Genomic DNA, 18,287 nt, shown 5'->3' with positions numbered 1-18,287 from the left:
TGCTCAAGCCGGCAACGGCCCGGGCGCGGCGTTCGCGGCCTGTTCGGGAATCGGCTTGCGCACGAGCAGCAGGTACGCCATCGCACCGGTGAACGCGATCGCGGCCGCGGTGAGCAACGCGGGCACGAACGACCACCTCTGCGCGATGATGCCGGTCAGGATCGGTGCCAGCGCGCCGCCGATGAAGCCGCCGAAATTCTGGATCGCGCCGAGCGACGCGATGCGACTCGGCGGCGCGGCCGCCGTCGCGAGCGCCCACGAGCACGCCGACGCCGCGTTGGCGAGAAAGATCACGACCGAAATGCATGCGAGCGCAACCGTATTGCTCTGCACGAGCGCGGCCGGAATCGTGAACGCGACCATCCCGAGCATCGCGGCGACGACCGCATTGCGCCGGCTCGCGACCGGCGACCGGCTGCGGCGCGTGACGAAATCCGACAGCCAGCCCGCGACCAGCGAACCGACGAACCCGCACAGGAACGGCACCGATGCGGCAAACCCCGTGCGAACCAGGCTCATGTGCCGCTCCATCGTCAGGTAGCCCGGCAGCCAGGTCAGGTAGACCCAGTTCAGGTACACGGAGCCGAAGAAGCCGATCAGCATGCCCCAGGTCGTGCCGTGCGAGAACAGGCTGCGCCATTCGACGAAGGTCAGTTTCGGCGCGGCGACGACGCTTTGCGCATCGGCATCGAGATAACCGCGTTCGGCGACGGACAGTTCCGCGCGCACCGGGTCGCGATACAGCGCGAACCACACGACGGCGACGACGAGACCGAGCGCCCCGGTCACGATGAACGCCCAGCGCCAGTCGAACGAGGCGACGAGAACCGACAGCAGCAGCGGCGCAAGCGCGGTACCGAGCGGCGACGCGGCATTGAAAATGCCGGTCGGCGTGCCGCGCGCGCGCAGCGGAAACCAGTTGCTCACCACGCGCGCGGCCGACGGGAATTGCGGCGCCTCGCCGATGCCGAGCACGATGCGCGCGACGATGAACCAGCCGAAGGTGGACACGATGCCGCCCGCCGCCTGCGCGAACGACCAGACGATCAGCCCGATGCCGAGCAGCCGGCGCGGGCCGATGCGGTCGACCAGCCCGCCGACCGGAAACTGGCACAGCGCATAGCTCCACGAGAAGGCCGACAGCAGCAGCCCCATCTGCGCGAGCGACAGGCCGAGATCGCCGCGGATCGCCGAACTCGCGACGGCCAGCGTGCCGCGATCGAGATAGTTGACGATCCCGCTCGCCATCAACAGCGCGAGCGCGATGCGTTGACCGCGCCGAATCCGTGGCGGCGCGTGCGGAACAGGTGGGTTGTCGTTCATGTCGATTGTCTCCATGTCACTGGTTTCGGCCGGGTTCGGCCGTTCCGTCGCATGCGGAATTCAGCTCTCCATACGGTCGACTTCGTCGCGCGTCGGAATCGACGTCTGCGCGCCGTGGCGCGTGACGCTGATCGCGGCCGCACGCTGGCCGAAGCCGATCGCGTCGTCCATCGACGCGCCGCCGGCTCGCGCGGCCGCGAACCCGCCGACGAACGTGTCGCCGGCCGCGGTCGTATCGACGGCCGCCACCGCGATCGCCGGATGGCGGCCGCTGCCTGCGCTGCCGCGCCAGCAGACGCCGCGCGCGCCGAGCGTGACGAGCACGTTGCCGACGCCCTTCGCGCACAGCGCCTCGGCGGCGCGCGCGGCCGACGCGTCGTCGCCGACCGCGATGCCGGTCAGCGACTCGGCCTCGGTTTCGTTGACGACCAGATAGTCGACCCGCGCCAGCAACGCATCGAAGAGCGGCCGTGCGGGGGCGGGATTCAGCAGCACCTGCGTGTGATGCGCGCTTGCACAGGCAATCGCGCGCGCCACGGTGGCGACCGGCACCTCGAGCTGACACACGAGCAGCGCGGCCTCGGCGATCGCGTCGCGCGCCGCATCGATCCGGTCGGCATCGACGCATGCATTCGCGCCGGGCACGACGACGATGCTGTTCGCGCCGTCGTCGTCAACCGTGATCGTCGCGACCCCGGTCGCCGTGCCGCCGATCCGGTGCAGGTGCGTCACGTCGATGCGCTCTGCCGCCAGCGCGCCGTGCAGGCGCGCACCGAACGCGTCGTCGCCGACGCAACCGATCATCGTGACCGATGCACCGAGGCGCGCGGCCGCGACCGCCTGGTTCGCGCCCTTGCCGCCGTGGACGGTCTCGAACGTCGTGCCGAGCAGCGTTTCGCCCGGCACCGGCAGGCGCGGCGCGCGCGTGACGAGGTCGATGTTGACGCTGCCGACGACGGCGATACGCGCTGACGTGGTGTCGCTCATGCTCGAATGTAACCGCTTACATTTAAAGCCGACAAAATGGCCGGACAGGCCATCGCCTCTGACAATTCCGCGATGCAGGTGAAATCCATGTCTGACATAATACGGAGCAGCATCAAGATAGCGCTTACATTCTCACAGGATCGAATGGAGATGCAAGCGGGACCACCATGAATCGAGGGTAAACAATGACGCGACTGGCAACGCACCGCGCCGGCAGGCCCATGCCGCCGGGAGACCGCCGATGAGCTCGCCCCCGTCCCGCGGTGGCGCGTCGCGGGCACGCCGCGGCAGCGGCCGCTCGGTACTCGGCGACGTCGCGAAACTGGCCGGCGTGTCGACCGCGACCGTCTCGCGCGTGTACAACGATCCCGGCAAGGTTTCGGCCGACGTGCAGCAGCGCGTGCGCGACGCGGCGCTCGCGCTGAACTGGATCCCGAATGCGGCCGGCCGCGCGCTGGCGTCCACGCGCACCCACATCACCGGCGCGATCATCCCGACGCTGGACGACCAGGTGTTCGCATCGCAGGTCGCCGGCATGCAGACGGTCATGGCCGAGCACGGCATCACGCTGTTCCTCGGTTGCTCGAACTACGACCCCGCGCAGGCGCTCGCGCAGGTGCGCGCGATGCTGTCGCGCGGCGTGGAAGCCGTGTCGCTGGTCGGCGAAGCGTATCCGCCTGAACTGTTCGAACTCCTGGCGATGCATCGCGTACCGTACGTCGTCACGTATGCGTATCGCGACGACAGCCCGCACTGCTGCATCGGCTTCGACAACCGCGCGGCATTCGCGCGGCTCACCACCCATCTGCTCGACCTCGGCCACCGCGATTTCGCGATCATCATGCAGCCGTCGACGGACAACGACCGCGTCCAGGCTCGCCTGCGCGGCATTCACGACACGCTTGCCGCGCATGGGCTCGCGGTGCGCCCCGTGCATCAGCACGAAGGCGCGGCCACGATCGCGTTCGGGCGGGCGAGCCTGCGCGCGATCGTCGGCAGCGACGCGGCGACGCGGCCGACCGCGGTGATCTGCGGCAACGACGCGCTCGCGCTCGGCGCGTTGCTCGAAGCACAGGCGCTCGGCATCGACGTGCCCGCGCAGTTGTCGATCACCGGATTCGACGACATCGCGCTCGCGCGCGAGATCCAGCCGCCGCTGACGACGATGTGGGTCGACACCGACGCGATCGGACGCCAGGCCGCGCATGCGTTGCTCGATGCGCTCGAGAACGGCGCTACGGGGCCCGGCCATGCGGTCCAGCCCGAGTTGCGCATCCGGGCATCCGCGGCGGCGCCGGCGCAGACCCGCACGCGTGCGGCACGCAAGAAATAGCGAAGCAGCGCCTGCTTACTGCATCACGTCGATCGGCAGTGTCTTGTCGAGACGGTCGTGCCACGCGTTGATCGTCTTCGGCACGGTTTTCTTCCACGCCGGCACGTTCGAGTAATAACGCATCCGGACGTTGTTCTTCGCATCGAACACCAGCAGCCCGATCCACAGATCGGTGCCGCGGCGCATCACGATCGCCGCGTTCGTCGTCGCGATGCCGCGCACCCAGTACGACGTCACCTGTGCGTTGAGGCCGTCGAGATCCTTTTCGTCCGCGCTGAGATTGACCACGTCGACGAGCGTCTGATAGTCGGCGCCGAGCAGCTTGTGCGCGGTCGCGTTCTGCTGTGCGTCGGCGACGACCTTGAGGCTCAGCAGGTCGGCCGGCGGCTTTGACTGCGACTGCGCGGCGGTCACGTAGTCGCCTGCGTACATGACGCCCATGCCTGCGCCGCAATCGATATCGGCACCCTGCTGCGTGACGCGGATGCGTCCGCCCTTCCGGTCGAAATCGAGCCGGCACTTGTCCCGGCGATAGGTGCCGCTGTCGCCGTGCAGCACGATGTCGCCGTCGAGCCCGCCATCGTGCGCGCCGTTGTTGGCGCTCAACGCGAAATGCAGGCGCGGCGCCGTGCCGGTGAACGTCAGCACACCGCCGAACGATGGGTTGTCGCTGTCGAGATACCACGTCTGCTGCCAGCGATCGGCCGCGAGCGGCGTGCCGTTCAGGCTCGCAAGCCGTTCGCGATAACGGTCGCGCAGGCACGGCGCATCGCCGCCGCACTGGTCGCGCTGCTTGAGCCACTTCAATTGCGCCTGCTTCAGCGCGGCCGTATCGCCGCCCTGCGCGAGCGCCCGCTTCCACGCCGTCGACAGCTCGCCGTCGAGCTTCGACAGCGCGGGGTTCGCGCAGATCGTCTTCTCGGTGGGCGACGCGGCCTTCGCGCAGTCGAAGCCGGCCGCATGCGCGGCGACCGGCAGCAGCATCAGCAGCGCGGCCGCCGCGGCGAATGGCCAGTGCGGACGCTGCGTTTCACATGCGGGAATCGCGACTTGCCCGCGCACATTCGATCGGTTGTGGATGGTCATCGGCTTGATCGTCGCTGGGTCGCGCGCCCGTAGAAGCTACCGGTGCGCGACATTCGAGGTAAAAACACCCGGCCCGGCATGCAGCGCATGCGGCCGCCCCGCCGAAGCGTAACCCGAATGCGCGACGCCGATCAATCGACGTTCGATGCCGTCGCAACCGCTTCGTCAGCCACGCCGCAGTGCGCGATGCCGTCGCGCAACGCCGCTTCCGTCGCGGGGTCGATGAACCCGATGAACACCATCACGCCGTCGCGCGCGGTCAAGCCTTCGTCTTCCAGCGATGAAAACCGGATGCGCCGCGCGGCGACCTGACACACGCGCGTGGCGATCGCCCCGTCTGCATCGGCCACGCGCACGATGCCCTTCGCACGCAGGATCGTGCGTGGCAACGCCTTCAGCCATGCGCGCAGCCGCGCCTTGTCGAGCACGGCCCGCACGGTGACGGTGAGACTCGCGAACGCCGGCATCGCGTGATGCCCGATCGCCCGGTGCGAACGCGCGAGGTCGGTCGTCGCGCGACGATCCGGCACGACCCCATCGAACAGCAACGCGAGCGGAATCTCGCCATGTCGTGCCGCAACGACGATGTCGGTCGACGCATGGGCGCGCACGTCGTCGAGCACCGCATCGCGCCGCTCGGGCGCCACGAGATCGAGCTTGGTCACGACGATCGCGCCCGCGCCGTCGAGCTGGCGCTGCGCCATCGCGCCGACCAGCGGGTCGGCCAGCGTGTCGCGCCACGCGAGCGCGTCGGCGACGACGAGCACCGACGTCAGCCGGAACGCACCGTTCAGCAGTCCGATCTGTGCGATCTTCGCGGGATCCGCCACGCCGCTCGCTTCGACGAGCAGCAGGTCGGGCCGCACGTCGCGCGTCGCGACGCGCGTCAGCGCATCGACGAGCGCGCCGCCGATCGTGCAGCAGATGCAGCCGTTGTCGAGTTCGATCACGTCGTCGCCGCGGGCTCGCACGAGACGCGCGTCGATGTTCACCGCACCGAAATCGTTGACGAGCACCGCGATGCGCCGGCCGTGCGGCGCCTGCAGGATCGCGTTGACGACCGTCGTCTTGCCCGCGCCGAGATAACCGCCGATCACCGCGAGGTCGATCGGCGTACGTGCAGTCGCCCCGGCTGCATCGGCGTGCGCATTCATCGCGGCGACCGGAACACGCGTCCGCCGAGCACGGTGCCCCACACCGCGAGTTCCTTGAGGCGGGCGGGCGCACACACCGACGGATCGTCGTCGAGCACCGCGAAATCCGCGAACTTGCCGACCTCGATGCTGCCGACGAGATGATCCATCCGCAACGTATAAGCCGCGCCGAGCGTGATCGCATGCAGCGCGTCGTCCACCGACAGCCGTTCGCCTTCGCCGAGCACGCGCCCGGACGCCGTCTCGCGCTGCACCGCGCACCACGCGGTGAACAGCGGGTTCAGCGGCGTGATCGGCGCATCCGAGTGCAGCGCGAACGGAATGCCGAGCCGCCGCGCGGAGCCGGCCGCGTCCATCCGGTTCGCGCGATCGGGGCCGATGGTCTGGCTGTAGTGCGCGTCGCCCCAGTAGTACAGGTGATTCGCGAAGAAGTTCACGCACATCCCGAGTGCGCGCACGCGCTTGAGCTGCGCGGCGTCCGCCATCTGGCAATGCTGCAGCGTATGGCGATGGTCGGGGCGCGGATGGCGGGCGAGCAGCGTCGTCATCGCATCGAGCACGACGTCGGTCGCCTCGTCGCCGTTGGTGTGCACGTGCAGTTGCAGCCCGGCGCGATGAAACGGCTCGAACACGTCGACGAGTTGCGCGGGCGGGATCAGCCACAGCCCGTTCGGTTGCCCGCCCGCGTAGCCGGGCCAGCGCACGCGCGCGGTGAAGCCCTGGATCGAGCCGTCGACGATGAACTTCACCGGCCCGACATGCAGCTTGTCGGTATTGCGTTCGATCTCCGCGAGCACGCTGTCGACGGAGCGCGCCGGATTGCGCTGCGGCGCGAACGCCGGCACGATCCGCACCGGGTAGTCGGGATCGGCGGTCACCTCGTGCAGCGTGCGATTGCCGTCGGGCGACAGGTCGTTGACGAGATCCGTGGCCGTCGTCACGCCCGCGAGCTGCGCGACGCGCCCGAAATTCCAGACCGCGTGCGGCTTCTCGCTCGCGGAAATCGCGAGCTTGCCGCCGATCGTCTGATACACCGGCAGCATCGCCGCGAACTCCTGCAGCTCGCCGGTCGGGCGACCGTCGGCGTCGCGCGACACGCCATCGATGTCGGTATCCTCGTCGATGCCCGCACGCACGAGCATCGCGCCGTTCACGTTCATCAGGTGCACGCTCGCATGCAGGATCGCGATCGGCCGTGCCGCCGACACGCGATCGAGTTCGCGCACCGTCAGCCGCGCGGTACCGAAGAAGATCGGATCGAAACCCCATGCGAGCAGCGGACCGTCGTCGGTGATCGCGCGTTCGGCTTCCATGAGCCGGTCGAGCACCGCGTCGAGCGAGCGCAGGCCCGGCCACAGCGTGCCGTCGGGGCCGCGCCGGTCGTAGTAGCCGACGTACACGGCGTCCCACATCGCGCCTTCCATCAAATGACAGTGCCCTTCGACGAGCCCCGGCATCAGCACCTTGTCGCGCAGCGTGTCGTCCGCCGCGCAGGCGCCGAAGCGCGTGGGCCATGCAGCCGCGTCGGCGGCGTCGCCGACCGCGAGAATGCGACCGTCGCGCACGGCGACGTGCGTGGCCGACGGCTGCGCCGGGTTCATCGTCAGGATGCGGCGCGCCGTGAAGATCGTCACGGGCGCGGCCGAAGTTGCGGATGCGTGCATGGGGCGCGTTTCTCCTTTGTGTCAGGATACGGCGTATTGCTTGACGGGGCGGCCATGCAGCATCGCATGCACGGCCACGACGACGAGCACGTTGACGACGAGACACACGAGCCCGAGGTTGATGCCGCCGAAATCGACATGGAACACGTAGAACACCATCGCGAGCACCTGGCCGCAGATCATCCCGGCGCCCACCGCGACCGGCCGCACCTGGCGCCGCGCGAGCAGGATCAGCACGCCCGGCAGGAACTGCGTGACGCCGTAGTACGTGGTGTTGATCAGCGTGAGCATCAGGTTCGGCGTGAGCAGCGTGGTCGCGATCGACAGCAGCAGGTAACCGACGATCACGTATTTCGCCGCGCGCTTCTGGCGCGACTCGGGCAGGTTCGGCATCAGGTTGCGCGTGACGATCGGCCCGATCGCGAGGCAGATGCCGGCCAGCACCAGCAATCCCGACAGCGCGGCGCCGGCCGCGACGAGGCCGATCAGCCAGCCGGGCAACAGGTGCGTGACGGCCGCGAAGAACGCGTCGTTCGGCGACGCGAGCGTCAGGTTCGCGGTGATCGCGTAGTACGACGCGATCACGAGGAACGGATACATCAGCATGTACAGCGGCATCACGACCTGCGTGCGCCGGATCGCGTTCGGCCCGCGCGCGGTGAAGAAATTCTGCGCGGCGAACGGCATCAGGTAGAAACCGAGCGACTGGAACAGCATCGTGCTCATCGAGAAGCGCAACTGCGAGCCGCTCATCGTGTTGCTGACCTGCCGGCTCGCGGCGTCGAACACCGGATGCACGCCGCCGACCTGCCACGCGACGGCGATGCCCGTCACGACGATCGCGAGCAGCATCAGGATGTCCTTCAGGATCGCGATATAGGCCGACGCGCGCACGCCGGAAATCGCGATGTACGTGAAAGCCAGCGCCGCGCACACGAGGATCAGGTACAGCGGCTCGACGTGCCAGCCGAGCCCCTTGAGCGCCGCGACGAGCCCCGTGAACTGCAGTTGCCCCCACGGAATCAGGAACAGGATCGATGCGCACGCAACCACTAGTTCGAGCCCGCGGCTGCGATAATGGCCCTTGAACAGATCGGGCAGCGTGATCGCGTTGTGGCGCTTGCCGGCCTCCCAGATCTTCGGGCCGACGAAATACCCGATCGGGTAGGCCAGCAGGATGTAGCCGAGGAACCACACGCCGTAGGTCGGGCCTTTCGCGTAGATGCCGCCGGGGAAGCCGACCATCGTGCCGATGCTGTAGATCTCGCCGGCGGTCAGGAAGAACACGAGCGCCGTGCCGAACTGGCGCGACGCGACGAAGAAGTCATGCACGCTCTGCTGGCCGCGGCCGCGGCCGGATCGAACGGCGAGATAGAGCGACAGCGCGATCAGCGCGGCGAAGACGACCGTTGACATGCGCACCTCTGCGAAAGGACGGAAAGCACGGGGTTCGCCGGAAAACGCGGGGAGCGGCCGGCGGACCGCGACACGACGAGCGCTACGCTGCGCCGCCCGCGCGGCGGTCGAACAGCATCCAGCATGCGAACAGGCAGCCGGACGTCAGCACGAACCACGCGAAGATCCACATGAAGATGAACGGCACGCCCAGCACGTAGCGATCCTGCGCGGCCACCCACGGCAGCACGCCCATCACGCCGAGATACGGAATACCGATGCCGATCAGATACCTGAGCATGCGTGTCTCCTCGAATGCGGGTTCGTACGGAAAGCCGGTGCGCGGACGCGGCAGGCGGCGCCTGCGCGACATCCGGCGGCGAACCCAGTATTCGAAGACAAAAAGGCGCGCGATAGTGCCAGACGCGGGCAATCGCTTGGGCCAGCGGCGGGCCGCCGGCGCGGCGCGGGAGCGATCGGCGGCACACCGCCACGGCAGGCCACCTCGGCCGGTGCGAGCCGCCGCGACGACGTCAGCCGTCGAACGGCACCCGTTCGTAGCTCGTGCTCCGGCCGCCGGACGACGAGCGACGCAGCATGCCGCGCTCGACGAGCTCCGTGATGTCGCGCAGCGCCGTGTCTTGCGAACATTTCGCGAGGGCGGCCCACTTGGTGGTCGTCAGCTTCCCTTCGAAGCCGTCGAGCACGCGATTCATGACCTTGATCTGGCGTTCGTTCATCGCGACGCCGGCGTATCGCTGCCAGAAACGCGCCTTGATCAGCACCGCGTCGAGCGTCGTGTGCGCGTGATCGATGGCCCGGCCCAGCGTATTCAGAAACCACGCGAGCCACTCGGTGACGTCGAGCGAGCCGCGCTGGGTACGCTCCAGCACGTCGTAATACGCATTGCGCTCGCGCTGGATCTGCGCGGACAGGCTGTAGAAACGCTGCGGACTCCGATCGGCGCGCGCCAGGACCAGATCGCCGAGCGCACGCGCGATACGACCGTTGCCGTCGTCGAACGGGTGGAGCGTGACGAACCACAGATGGGCGAGCCCGGCCCGGATCAGCAACGGCTCGGCCGGCGGCGCATTGAGCCACGCGAGAAAGCGCCCGATCTCGTGCGTCAACCGCGCGGCCGGCGGCGCCTCGAAATGCACGCGCTGCCGGCCGATCGGCCCGGAAACCACCTGCATCGGCCCGCTCGCGTCCGAGCGCCAGCCGCCGACCGTGATCCGCGACAGCCCCGAATAGCCGGTCGGGAACAGCGCGGCATGCCATCCGAACAGCCGCGCCTCGGTGACCGGCGCGGCCGAGTGGATCGTCGCATCCAGCACCATGTCGACGACGCCTTCGACGTGGCGATCGACCGGCGCCAGCGCGCCGATGTCGACGCCGAGCCGGCGCGCGATCGACGACCGGACCGAGGCGACATTCAGGTTCTCGCCCTCGATCGCGCTGGTCTTGACGACGTCATCCGTCAGCGCGGCCAGGCTCGCCTCGTCGCGCAGCGCCAGCCCGACATCCGCCAGTCGCCCGGCCAGCATGCCTTGCGCACGGCTGACATCGGCGAGCGGCGTGGCGAGGGCCGCGAGGTCGAAGCGCCATGCCGGCCAGTCGGCCGATTCCCAGATAAAGGTGTAATCTCCGCTCATCATGCGGAGATTATCCGCGCATTCGCCGCATGACTCAACAATCTCCGCATATTTTGCGGTGATTAATCACCCTATTCACCGCAACGCGGCCCGCTACCGTACCCGGCCTGCCCCGCTCGCCCCCGTCGGCGCCGGCTCCGCGAGCCGCTCCGCGAGAAAGCCGATGAACGTGCGCAACGTGACGAACCCTTCCCGATGCTGCGGAAACACCGCATTGAGCGTGATGGGCGGCGGCACGTAGGCGTCGAGCACCGGCACGAGCGCACCGCTGTCGAGCGCCGCGCCGACGATGAAGTGCGGCAGCAGCGCGATGCCGAGCCCCGCGATCGCCGCATCGCGCACCACTTCGCCGTTGTTCGCGACGAGCGGCCCCTGCACGTCGAACGTCCGCACCGCGCCGTCGACGCGGAATTCCCAGCCGACCCGCCGCTCGCGCCCGTACAGCACGCACGTGTGGCCAGCGAGATCGGCCGGCGTCTGCGGCGTGCCGTGCCGCTTCCGGTACGCGGGGCTCGCGCACGCGATCATCCGCCATGCACCCAGCGGACGCGCGATCAGCGTCGAATCCTCGAGCGAGCCGATCCGCAGCACGAGGTCGAAGCCCTCGCCGATCAGGTCGACGCGCCGATCGGTCAGATCGAGGTTCAGCCGCACGGCCGGGTGCGCGGACAGGAATTCGGCGATCAGCGGCGACACGTGCGTGATCCCGAACGACAGCGGCGCGCTGATCTTCAGCGAACCATGCAGCTCGGTGCTGCGTACCGACATCGCCTGCTCGGCGTCGGCGATCTCCGCGAGGATGCGCTGCGCGCGCACGTAAAACTCCTGCCCCGATTCGGTCACCGCGAGATTGCGCGTATTCCGGTGCAGCAGCCGCACGCCGAGCGACGCCTCCAGCGCCATCGTGCGCCGGCTGACGAACTGCTTGGACAGCATCAGCTGGTCGGCCGCCGCCGTGAAGCTGCCCGCATCGACGGTCGCGACGAAGATCCTCAGGTCGTTGAGTTCCATATTGTCCACTCCATAGCGACAGTCATTATCTTCACGGCGATTTATTTGTCAAATCGATTGACCTAAGATTCATCTCAACGAACGGCCGGGCCCACTTCCGAGGTCCGGCGACTTAAGGAAAAAATCATGATCGAAATCCGTGCAGCAAACCAACGTGGCCGTGCGGAGCATGGCTGGCTCAGTTCCCGTCATACGTTTTCGTTCGCGAATTACTACGATCCGAAGCAAGTCGGCTTCTCCGACCTGCTCGTGATCAACGACGACCGGGTCGCTCCGGGCCGCGGCTTCGGCACGCACCCGCACCGCGACATGGAAATCCTGTCGTACGTGCTGGACGGCGCGCTCGAACACAAGGACTCGATGGGCACCGGTTCGGTGATCGTGCCGGGCGACGTGCAACTGATGAGCGCGGGCACGGGCGTGCGCCACAGCGAGTTCAACCACTCGCCGGACGCGCCGGTCCACTTCCTGCAGATCTGGGTCGGGCCGGCCGAAAAGGGTGCCGAGCCGCGTTATCAGCAGACGAATGTCGCGGCCGACGACAAGCGCGGCAAGCTCGCGCTCGTGGTATCGCCGAACGGTGACGCCGGTTCGCTGAAGATCCGGCAGGACACCCGGATTTACGCGGGCCTGTTCGATGGCGACGAAAGCACTACGCTGGAACTGGATCCGAGCCGTTTTGCTTACGTGCACGTGGCACGCGGCAGCGTGACGGTCAACGGCGTGACGCTCGGCGAAGGCGACGGCGCGCGCATCCGCGGCGAACAGGCGCTGACGATCGCCGACGGCAAGGATGCCGAAGTGCTGGTGTTCGACCTGCGTCCGGTCGAAGTGACGGCCGAATGGGCGTGACGCCCGTTCGGGAAACCGGGCCCCGCTGAGTGCGGGGCCCTTTTAATCGGAGATTCGCAACATGGCCAAGGTTCTCGTTCTTTACTACTCGTCCTACGGGCACGTCGAAACGATGGCGCAGCACATCGTGGAGGGCGCGAAATCGGTGCCCGGCGTCGAGGTCACGCTCAAGCGCGTGCCGGAAACGATCCCCGTCGACCAGGCCCGCGCGATCGGCGTGAAGGTCGACCAGGCCGCGCCGGTCGCCACGGTGGACGAACTCGCCGACTACGATGCGATCATCTTCGGCACGCCGACCCGCTTCGGCAACATGGCCGGCCAGATGCGCACGTTCCTCGACCAGACCGGCGGCCTGTGGATGAAAGGCGCGCTCGTCGGCAAGATCGGCAGCGTGTTCGCGTCGACCGGCACGCAGCACGGCGGCCAGGAAACGACGATCACGTCGTTCCATACGACGCTGCTGCATCACGGGATGGTGATCGTGGGCGTGCCGTATGCGTGCAGCGGCCTCGTCAACATGAACGAAATCACCGGCGGCACGCCGTACGGCGCGACCACGCTCGCCGGTGCGGACGGCAGCCGCCAGCCGAGCGCGAACGAGCTCGACATCGCGCGCTACCAGGGCAAGCACGTGGCGGAACTCGCGAACAAGCTCGCGTCGTAACGCGGCGGCCTCGCGGCCCCCCCTTTCCGTCGCGCTGCAGTTCGCAGATGAACGAACGGCGCCGGTTCGACCGGCGCCGTTCGTCCTGTGCAACGCGTTCAGCCGTTACTGGCCCGAAGCCGGCACGGCCGGCGCCGCCTTCGTCGCGGGCGCCTGCTGCACGGCGTTCTGCGGATAGTTGCTCTGGTCGTTGGTCAGCCGGTAACCGCTGCCGGTGCCGATCGCCTTCAGGTCCGACGCGTGCCGCGCGCGGGCCGCCTTGCGCGCCGCTTTCTTCTGCGCCTTGTCGAGCTGCTTCTGCGCCGGCGCGGACGCCGGGTCCTGCGCATAGGCCGCCGGCGCGGCGGTCAACGACAGACCGAACGACGCCGCTACTGCTACTGCCACCGAAACCACGCGAGACTGCTTCATGGCCGGATCTCCTTGTCGATTGTTGAATGTGGGTCGGACACCGGCGCGCACGCGACGGCTTGCGACAAACGGCGCCGATGCAACGTTAGCCGATCGCTACGCAAATGTCCCCGCGGATTCCTGAATTCTCCTGATAACGCCTACGATACATGCGCGCCGTATGCGCCGTCCTTTCGGCCTGTCGTGCGCGCCATCAGGGAAACCGATACCCCGCGGCCGGCCGGCGCCCTCAGATCCAGCGCGACAGCACCGGCAGCAGGATCGGCACGACGAATGCCGTCAGCACGCCGTTCAAGCCCATCCCGAGCCCCGCGAACGCGCCGGCTTCCTCGCTGACCTGGAACGCGCGCGCGGTGCCGATCCCGTGCGACGCGACGCCGAGTGCGAAACCGCGCACGGCCGGCTCGTCGATCCGCAGCAGATTGAGAATCCCGCGTGCGCACACCGCGCCGAAGATCCCGGTGGAGATCACCAGCACGGCCGTGAGCGACGGAATGCCGCCGATCTCGGCGGCGACGGCCATCGCGATCGGTGTCGTCGCCGATTTCGGCGCGAGCGACGCGATCGTCTGGTGCGACGCCCCGAACAGCGCGGCGATGCCGACCGCCGACACGATCGCGGTGAGCGAGCCCGCGAGCAGGCCGACGAGCAGCGGCAGCGCGGTACGCCGCAGCTTCGACCACTGGCGGTACAGCGGCAGCGCGAGCGCGACGGTCGCCGGGCCGAGCAGGAAGTGGACGAACTGCGCGCCTTCGAAATACGTCGGATACGGCGTATGCGTGAGCGTCAGCAGCACGACGATCACCGCGACCGCGATCAGCACCGGATTCGCCAGCGGATTGAAACGTGCCCGCGCATAGACGGCCTGCGCGAACAGATACGCGACCAGCGCGATCGTCAGGCCGAGCAGCGGGCTCGCGGCGAGATAGACCCAGATCGCGCCGAGCTTCGGGAAGGCCGTCATTGCGCGCCCTCCGCGGTGTCGCCCGCGCGGCGCTGGCGCCGCAGCAGCGCGCGCGTGACGAGCGCCGTCACCGCGATCGCGAGCGTGGTGCTGACGGCCAGCGCGACGACGACCGCGACCGCGTCGCCGCGCACGCGGTCGGCCGACACCATGATGCCGACGCCGGCCGGCACGAACAGCAGCGACAGGTGACGCAGCAGCTCGAGCGCGGTCGGCTCGATCGCATCGGCCACCTGCGGGCGCAGCATCACGAAGCCGAACAGCAACAGCATGCCGATCACCGGGCCCGGCACCGGCAGGCCGAACAGATAGGACGCGCCTTCCCCGAGACACTGGAAGATCAGCAAGACCGCGAACGCCTGCAACATGAACCGCTTCTCCCGAACGTGGCCGCGCGACCGTGCGGCCGGTGAGCCGGCGGCGTGCGACGCCGGCGTGAACGATACGCGCGATCGTACCAACAATGACGGCGGCGCGGGCCTTCGCGGTCGCCCGATTTCGCGATCGCCATTCCACCGTTGCGCGCGACACGCTGCGGGCAGCGATGAAACGTCCACATACGGAAAAACGGCGGGCAGATGCCCGCCGTCCCGCCGTTCAGGTTCGAACGACCACCGGTCGCGTTACTTCAACCGCGTCGCGATTTCGTTGGCCATCGCCTTCGTCGCGGCCTTCGTCGGCGCATCGTCGGCCAGCGCGTTCAGCAAGCCGAAATCGTGGATCGTGCCGTCGTAGCGCGTGGTCGTCGCCTCCACGCCAGCCGCGTCGAGCTTGCGGCCGTACGCTTCGCCTTCGTCACGCAGCACGTCGAACTGCGCGACCTGGATCAGCGCGGGCGGCAGGCCCTTCAACTGCGCGATGCTCGCGTGCAGCGGCGACGCATAGATCTCGTTGCGTTGCGCTTCGTTCTTCGTATAGGCGTCCCAGAACCACTTCATCATCGGCCGCGTCAGGAAGTGGCCCTGCTGATACGCGTTGTACGAACCGGTGTTGAAGTCGTGGTCCGTGACCGGCCACATCAGCCCCTGGAAGCGGATCGCGGGACCGCCCTTGTCCTTCGCCATCAGCGCGACGACAGCCGACATGTTCCCGCCGACGCTGTTGCCGACCACCGCGAGGCGGCTGCCGTCGACGCCGATCTCCGCGCCGTGCGCGGCCACCCACTTGGTCGCCGCATACGCCTGGTTGATCGCGACCGGGTAACGCGCTTCCGGCGACGGCGTGTAGTTCACGAACACCGCGACGGCGCCCGACTGCACGACGAGATCGCGCACGAGCCGCTCGTGCGTCGGGAAATCGCCGAGCACCCAGCCGCCACCGTGGATGAACACGAATACCGGCGGCGTACCCGTCACGCCTTGCGGGCGCACGATCGTGACCGGCACCGACAGGCCGTCCTGCTCGATCGTGCGGTTCGACACGTCGATGCCGGACAGATCGACCTTCACGCCGTTTTGCGCGTCGACCAGCACCTGGCGTGCCTTCGCGGGGCTCAGCGTTTCGAGGCCCGGGCCCTTCTGGCCGTTCAGCGCGGCGAGGAACGCGCTCGTCTTCGTATCGGGACGGACGGCGTCGGCGCCCGCGGCGAACGCGGCAGGTGCGGTGGACAGCGCGGCTGCAACGGCGGCGGCGATCAGCAGCGGCTTGACGATCTTCATGGTGCGACTCCTTGGTTGATGCTTCGAATGGCGATGAATGTTCTGTACTGCGATCGATTAGACGAGCGTGAGCGTGACGTCGATGTTGCCGCGCGTCGCGTTCGAGTACGGGCAGACGACGTGCGCGCGGTCGATCAGCGTTTGCGCGATATCGCGATCGAGGCCGGGCAGCGAGATCTTCAGTTCGACTTCGATGCCGAACCCGTTCGGGATCGCGCCGATGCCGACGCTGCCCTCGATCGCCGCGTCCGCGGGGATCGCGATCTTGTCGCGCGCCGCGACGAACTTCATCGCGCCGATGAAGCACGCGCTATAGCCGGCGGCGAACAGTTGCTCGGGGTTCGCGCCCGCCCCGCCCGCGCCGCCGAGTTCGCGCGGCGTGGTCAGCTTCAGGTCGAGCCCGCTTTCGGGCACCGTCGCACGGCCGTCACGGCCGCCGGTGGCTTTTGCATGGGCGCGGTACAGCACTTTTTCGATCGACATGACAGACTCCTTTTTCAGCAAATGAATGAAACAGCCTTCGAACCGGGGACCGCGTGCCGGCGGGTTCTCGCCGACATCGCGTTATTTATCTACTCATAGATAGACAAATATCCCCAAAAAATGCAGATGGTCGATCCATCTGCGCCAGCCATCTATCTACTACATGATAGATAACGAGATCCAATAAAAGGCGGCGAACCGCCTGACTGCTGGCGCCGTCCGTCAGGACCGCGTTTTCCAGACGGCCTCGACATCCTCGAGACGCGCCCGCGTGTGAAACAGCCGGCTGGCCAGCACGCTGCCCTGGAACGCCGCGTACAACGTGCGCGCCGCCGTGTCGGGCTCGCCGCTGAACTGCAGCGTGCCTTCCTTCGCGCCTTGCGCCAGCAATTCCGCGAGCCAGCGCTCGTTGGCGCTGAAGAACGCCTGCACGGCCTGCCGCACGTTGTCCGGCAACGTCTCGATGTCGGCCGCGAGCATCCCGCACAGGCAGATCAGGTGGCCGTCGCCGAGCGTGCGGCCGAACATCTTCGTGTACAGGCTCAGCTTCACGTCGGCCGGCAACGCCGGATCGATCGCCCGCATGGCCGCGAGGACTTCGTCGCTATAAGCCGCCACCGCTTCCAGCACGAGATCGTCCTTCGACGGGAAGTAGTAGTGGATGCTCGACGTCTTCACGCCCACCAGGTCGGACAGGTCTCGATAGCTGAAGCCGTTGTAACCGCGCTGCATCATCAGCGTGATCGCGTGGTCGAGAATCTGTTCGCGGACGGTCGGTTTCGTTTCCATGGGTCGAACTTTATCTACTCATAGATAGATAGTCAAGCACTTTTTTACGGCCCTGGCGGAATGCGTGTCGATGGCTGCCGGTGGGCCGTGTCCCGCGCAAATCGGGCCCGGGCCGCGCCCTTCCGCTCACTGCGGCTTCAACATCCGCCGAATGATCGTCCGCAGCATCGCGCGATGCGCGCGCGGCTTGAATCCCGGCTCGAACACGACGCGCCCGACCGCCCCTTCCGCCAGCGCGAGTAGCCAGGTCGCGACGAGATCCGGCTTCAGGCTCCCGTCGATCCGCCCTTGCGCGACACCGCGCTTGATCAGCGCGACCATGCGCCCCTTCACCTGCGCCTCGTTCGCCGCGAACAACGCGGCGACGTCGGGATTGCGCGTCGCCTCCGCCGCGGTCTCGACGCAGATGCGCGCATAGACGGGATCGCTCGACAGTTCCATCAACGTCAGTGCGATCTCCTCGATCGCGGCCAGCGCATCGTCGGCGTCCGCATGCTTCGCGAACAGCTCGGCCATCTCGCGCTGGTCGTCCTGCGCGATCGCCTCGATGATCGCCGCCTTGGTCGGGAAATAGTGAAACAGGTTGCCCGGGCTCATCCCCGCCGCCTTGCAGATCGCGGCCGTGGACGTCGCATGGAAGCCGTCGCGCGCAAAACAGTCGATCGCGGCATCCAGGATCTGGCGCCGCTTCGCTTCCACTCTTTCAGGATCGATCTTTCTCAACGGGAACTCCGTGCTCGACGATGGCTCAAATATTTATTAGACTGATCAGTCGATCTATTATCTCTGCGAGATCTCGGAACCGTCAAGACAGCGTGCGCTTCGCATGCGTCGCTCACGACATCCGCTCACACGAAC

General features: G+C 67.7%; 19 protein-coding genes. 3 read left to right on the top strand and 16 right to left on the bottom strand.

The annotated features are described in order from the left end of the window. Positions 1–3: 3 nt before the first annotated feature. Together H0X90_RS00590 and rbsK are read right to left on the bottom strand one after the other, a co-directional pair. Positions 4–1,323, bottom strand: a complete 1,320-nt coding sequence (locus tag H0X90_RS00590; RefSeq protein ID WP_006485868.1) for an MFS transporter — start codon at positions 1,321–1,323, stop codon at positions 4–6. A gap of 60 nt (positions 1,324–1,383) precedes the next feature. Continuing rightward, complete coding sequence (rbsK, locus tag H0X90_RS00585; RefSeq protein WP_077190544.1) at positions 1,384–2,310, bottom strand: ribokinase; 927 nt, start codon at positions 2,308–2,310, stop codon at positions 1,384–1,386. 241 nt (positions 2,311–2,551) lie between these two features. On the opposite strand from rbsK, the gene H0X90_RS00580 reads away from it, so the two are divergent. After that, on the top strand, positions 2,552–3,643 hold the full coding sequence (locus H0X90_RS00580; protein WP_006497907.1) for a LacI family DNA-binding transcriptional regulator: 1,092 nt from the start codon (positions 2,552–2,554) through the stop codon (positions 3,641–3,643). 15 nt (positions 3,644–3,658) lie between these two features. Here the strand turns inward: H0X90_RS00580 and H0X90_RS00575 are convergent, their stop codons facing one another. The 7 genes from H0X90_RS00575 to H0X90_RS00545 all read right to left on the bottom strand — a co-directional run bounded on the left by H0X90_RS00575 (position 3,659) and on the right by H0X90_RS00545 (position 11,608). After that, positions 3,659–4,729 carry a lysozyme inhibitor LprI family protein gene (locus tag H0X90_RS00575; protein WP_077176603.1) on the bottom strand — a complete coding sequence of 357 codons (1,071 nt, stop codon included), beginning with the start codon at positions 4,727–4,729 and terminating at the stop codon, positions 3,659–3,661. A 131-nt stretch (positions 4,730–4,860) separates the two neighbouring features. Continuing rightward, a complete protein-coding gene (locus H0X90_RS00570; protein ID WP_077190618.1) occupies positions 4,861–5,883 on the bottom strand; it encodes a GTP-binding protein in 1,023 nt (340 codons plus the stop codon). Next, entirely contained in the window at positions 5,880–7,547 is a 1,668-nt protein-coding gene (locus H0X90_RS00565) for an amidohydrolase (RefSeq protein ID WP_077190542.1), read from the bottom strand. The genes H0X90_RS00570 and H0X90_RS00565 overlap by 4 nt, the downstream gene beginning before the upstream one ends. A gap of 21 nt (positions 7,548–7,568) precedes the next feature. Then, on the bottom strand, positions 7,569–8,963 hold the full coding sequence (locus H0X90_RS00560; RefSeq protein WP_006490932.1) for a sodium:solute symporter: 1,395 nt from the start codon (positions 8,961–8,963) through the stop codon (positions 7,569–7,571). 82 nt (positions 8,964–9,045) lie between these two features. Further along, positions 9,046–9,243 (bottom strand): DUF3311 domain-containing protein, encoded by a 198-nt coding sequence (locus H0X90_RS00555; protein ID WP_006490947.1) that lies wholly within the window; start codon positions 9,241–9,243, stop codon positions 9,046–9,048. A gap of 232 nt (positions 9,244–9,475) precedes the next feature. Beyond that, entirely contained in the window at positions 9,476–10,600 is a 1,125-nt protein-coding gene (locus H0X90_RS00550; RefSeq protein ID WP_077190540.1) for a Fic family protein, read from the bottom strand. A gap of 90 nt (positions 10,601–10,690) precedes the next feature. Continuing rightward, on the bottom strand, positions 10,691–11,608 hold the full coding sequence (locus tag H0X90_RS00545) for a LysR family transcriptional regulator (protein WP_077190538.1): 918 nt from the start codon (positions 11,606–11,608) through the stop codon (positions 10,691–10,693). A 126-nt stretch (positions 11,609–11,734) separates the two neighbouring features. On the opposite strand from H0X90_RS00545, the gene H0X90_RS00540 reads away from it, so the two are divergent. Further along, entirely contained in the window at positions 11,735–12,460 is a 726-nt protein-coding gene (locus H0X90_RS00540; protein ID WP_006490939.1) for a pirin family protein, read from the top strand. A gap of 61 nt (positions 12,461–12,521) precedes the next feature. Further along, on the top strand, positions 12,522–13,124 hold the full coding sequence (gene wrbA, locus H0X90_RS00535; protein ID WP_006490964.1) for an NAD(P)H:quinone oxidoreductase: 603 nt from the start codon (positions 12,522–12,524) through the stop codon (positions 13,122–13,124). A 105-nt stretch (positions 13,125–13,229) separates the two neighbouring features. Here wrbA and H0X90_RS00530 read toward each other — a convergent pair whose 3' ends face one another. The 7 genes from H0X90_RS00530 to H0X90_RS00500 all read right to left on the bottom strand — a co-directional run bounded on the left by H0X90_RS00530 (position 13,230) and on the right by H0X90_RS00500 (position 18,152). Beyond that, positions 13,230–13,535, bottom strand: coding sequence for a hypothetical protein (locus H0X90_RS00530; protein WP_048988500.1), 306 nt, complete (start codon positions 13,533–13,535; stop codon positions 13,230–13,232). A 229-nt stretch (positions 13,536–13,764) separates the two neighbouring features. Then, positions 13,765–14,499 carry an LrgB family protein gene (locus H0X90_RS00525; RefSeq protein ID WP_077190536.1) on the bottom strand — a complete coding sequence of 245 codons (735 nt, stop codon included), beginning with the start codon at positions 14,497–14,499 and terminating at the stop codon, positions 13,765–13,767. Then, the gene (locus tag H0X90_RS00520; protein WP_006497900.1) at positions 14,496–14,867 is read right to left on the bottom strand and encodes a CidA/LrgA family protein; all 372 of its coding nucleotides are present in this window, start codon (positions 14,865–14,867) and stop codon (positions 14,496–14,498) included. The genes H0X90_RS00525 and H0X90_RS00520 overlap by 4 nt, the downstream gene beginning before the upstream one ends. A gap of 255 nt (positions 14,868–15,122) precedes the next feature. After that, entirely contained in the window at positions 15,123–16,157 is a 1,035-nt protein-coding gene (locus H0X90_RS00515) for an alpha/beta hydrolase (protein WP_060213299.1), read from the bottom strand. A 57-nt stretch (positions 16,158–16,214) separates the two neighbouring features. After that, entirely contained in the window at positions 16,215–16,640 is a 426-nt protein-coding gene (locus H0X90_RS00510; protein WP_006481042.1) for an organic hydroperoxide resistance protein, read from the bottom strand. 222 nt (positions 16,641–16,862) lie between these two features. Further along, positions 16,863–17,429, bottom strand: a complete 567-nt coding sequence (locus H0X90_RS00505; RefSeq protein ID WP_006490955.1) for a TetR/AcrR family transcriptional regulator — start codon at positions 17,427–17,429, stop codon at positions 16,863–16,865. 126 nt (positions 17,430–17,555) lie between these two features. Then, positions 17,556–18,152: a TetR/AcrR family transcriptional regulator gene (locus tag H0X90_RS00500; RefSeq protein WP_006490952.1), complete on the bottom strand. Its 597-nt coding sequence runs from the start codon at positions 18,150–18,152 to the stop codon at positions 17,556–17,558. Between the last annotated feature and the right edge of the window lie 135 nt (positions 18,153–18,287).

It is taken from the genome of Burkholderia sp. 9775_39, assembly GCF_015712225.1.
GTDB lineage: Bacteria > Pseudomonadota > Gammaproteobacteria > Burkholderiales > Burkholderiaceae > Burkholderia > Burkholderia cenocepacia.
Note: the sequence above shows the minus strand (reverse complement) of the source record. Positions and strands in the feature narration are given on the sequence as shown.

Excerpts from the sequence above, each read along its gene's own strand:
- H0X90_RS00590 (WP_006485868.1), bottom strand. The coding sequence starts at position 1,323 with ATGAACGACAACCCACCTGTTCCGCACGCGCCGCCACGGATTCGGCGC.
- rbsK (WP_077190544.1), bottom strand. The coding sequence starts at position 2,310 with ATGAGCGACACCACGTCAGCGCGTATCGCCGTCGTCGGCAGCGTCAAC.
- H0X90_RS00580 (WP_006497907.1), top strand. The coding sequence starts at position 2,552 with ATGAGCTCGCCCCCGTCCCGCGGTGGCGCGTCGCGGGCACGCCGCGGC.
- H0X90_RS00575 (WP_077176603.1), bottom strand. The coding sequence starts at position 4,729 with ATGACCATCCACAACCGATCGAATGTGCGCGGGCAAGTCGCGATTCCC.
- H0X90_RS00570 (WP_077190618.1), bottom strand. The coding sequence starts at position 5,883 with ATGAATGCGCACGCCGATGCAGCCGGGGCGACTGCACGTACGCCGATC.
- H0X90_RS00565 (WP_077190542.1), bottom strand. The coding sequence starts at position 7,547 with ATGCACGCATCCGCAACTTCGGCCGCGCCCGTGACGATCTTCACGGCG.
- H0X90_RS00560 (WP_006490932.1), bottom strand. The coding sequence starts at position 8,963 with ATGTCAACGGTCGTCTTCGCCGCGCTGATCGCGCTGTCGCTCTATCTC.
- H0X90_RS00555 (WP_006490947.1), bottom strand. The coding sequence starts at position 9,243 with ATGCTCAGGTATCTGATCGGCATCGGTATTCCGTATCTCGGCGTGATG.
- H0X90_RS00550 (WP_077190540.1), bottom strand. The coding sequence starts at position 10,600 with ATGATGAGCGGAGATTACACCTTTATCTGGGAATCGGCCGACTGGCCG.
- H0X90_RS00545 (WP_077190538.1), bottom strand. The coding sequence starts at position 11,608 with ATGGAACTCAACGACCTGAGGATCTTCGTCGCGACCGTCGATGCGGGC.
- H0X90_RS00540 (WP_006490939.1), top strand. The coding sequence starts at position 11,735 with ATGATCGAAATCCGTGCAGCAAACCAACGTGGCCGTGCGGAGCATGGC.
- wrbA (WP_006490964.1), top strand. The coding sequence starts at position 12,522 with ATGGCCAAGGTTCTCGTTCTTTACTACTCGTCCTACGGGCACGTCGAA.
- H0X90_RS00530 (WP_048988500.1), bottom strand. The coding sequence starts at position 13,535 with ATGAAGCAGTCTCGCGTGGTTTCGGTGGCAGTAGCAGTAGCGGCGTCG.
- H0X90_RS00525 (WP_077190536.1), bottom strand. The coding sequence starts at position 14,499 with ATGACGGCCTTCCCGAAGCTCGGCGCGATCTGGGTCTATCTCGCCGCG.
- H0X90_RS00520 (WP_006497900.1), bottom strand. The coding sequence starts at position 14,867 with ATGTTGCAGGCGTTCGCGGTCTTGCTGATCTTCCAGTGTCTCGGGGAA.
- H0X90_RS00515 (WP_060213299.1), bottom strand. The coding sequence starts at position 16,157 with ATGAAGATCGTCAAGCCGCTGCTGATCGCCGCCGCCGTTGCAGCCGCG.
- H0X90_RS00510 (WP_006481042.1), bottom strand. The coding sequence starts at position 16,640 with ATGTCGATCGAAAAAGTGCTGTACCGCGCCCATGCAAAAGCCACCGGC.
- H0X90_RS00505 (WP_006490955.1), bottom strand. The coding sequence starts at position 17,429 with ATGGAAACGAAACCGACCGTCCGCGAACAGATTCTCGACCACGCGATC.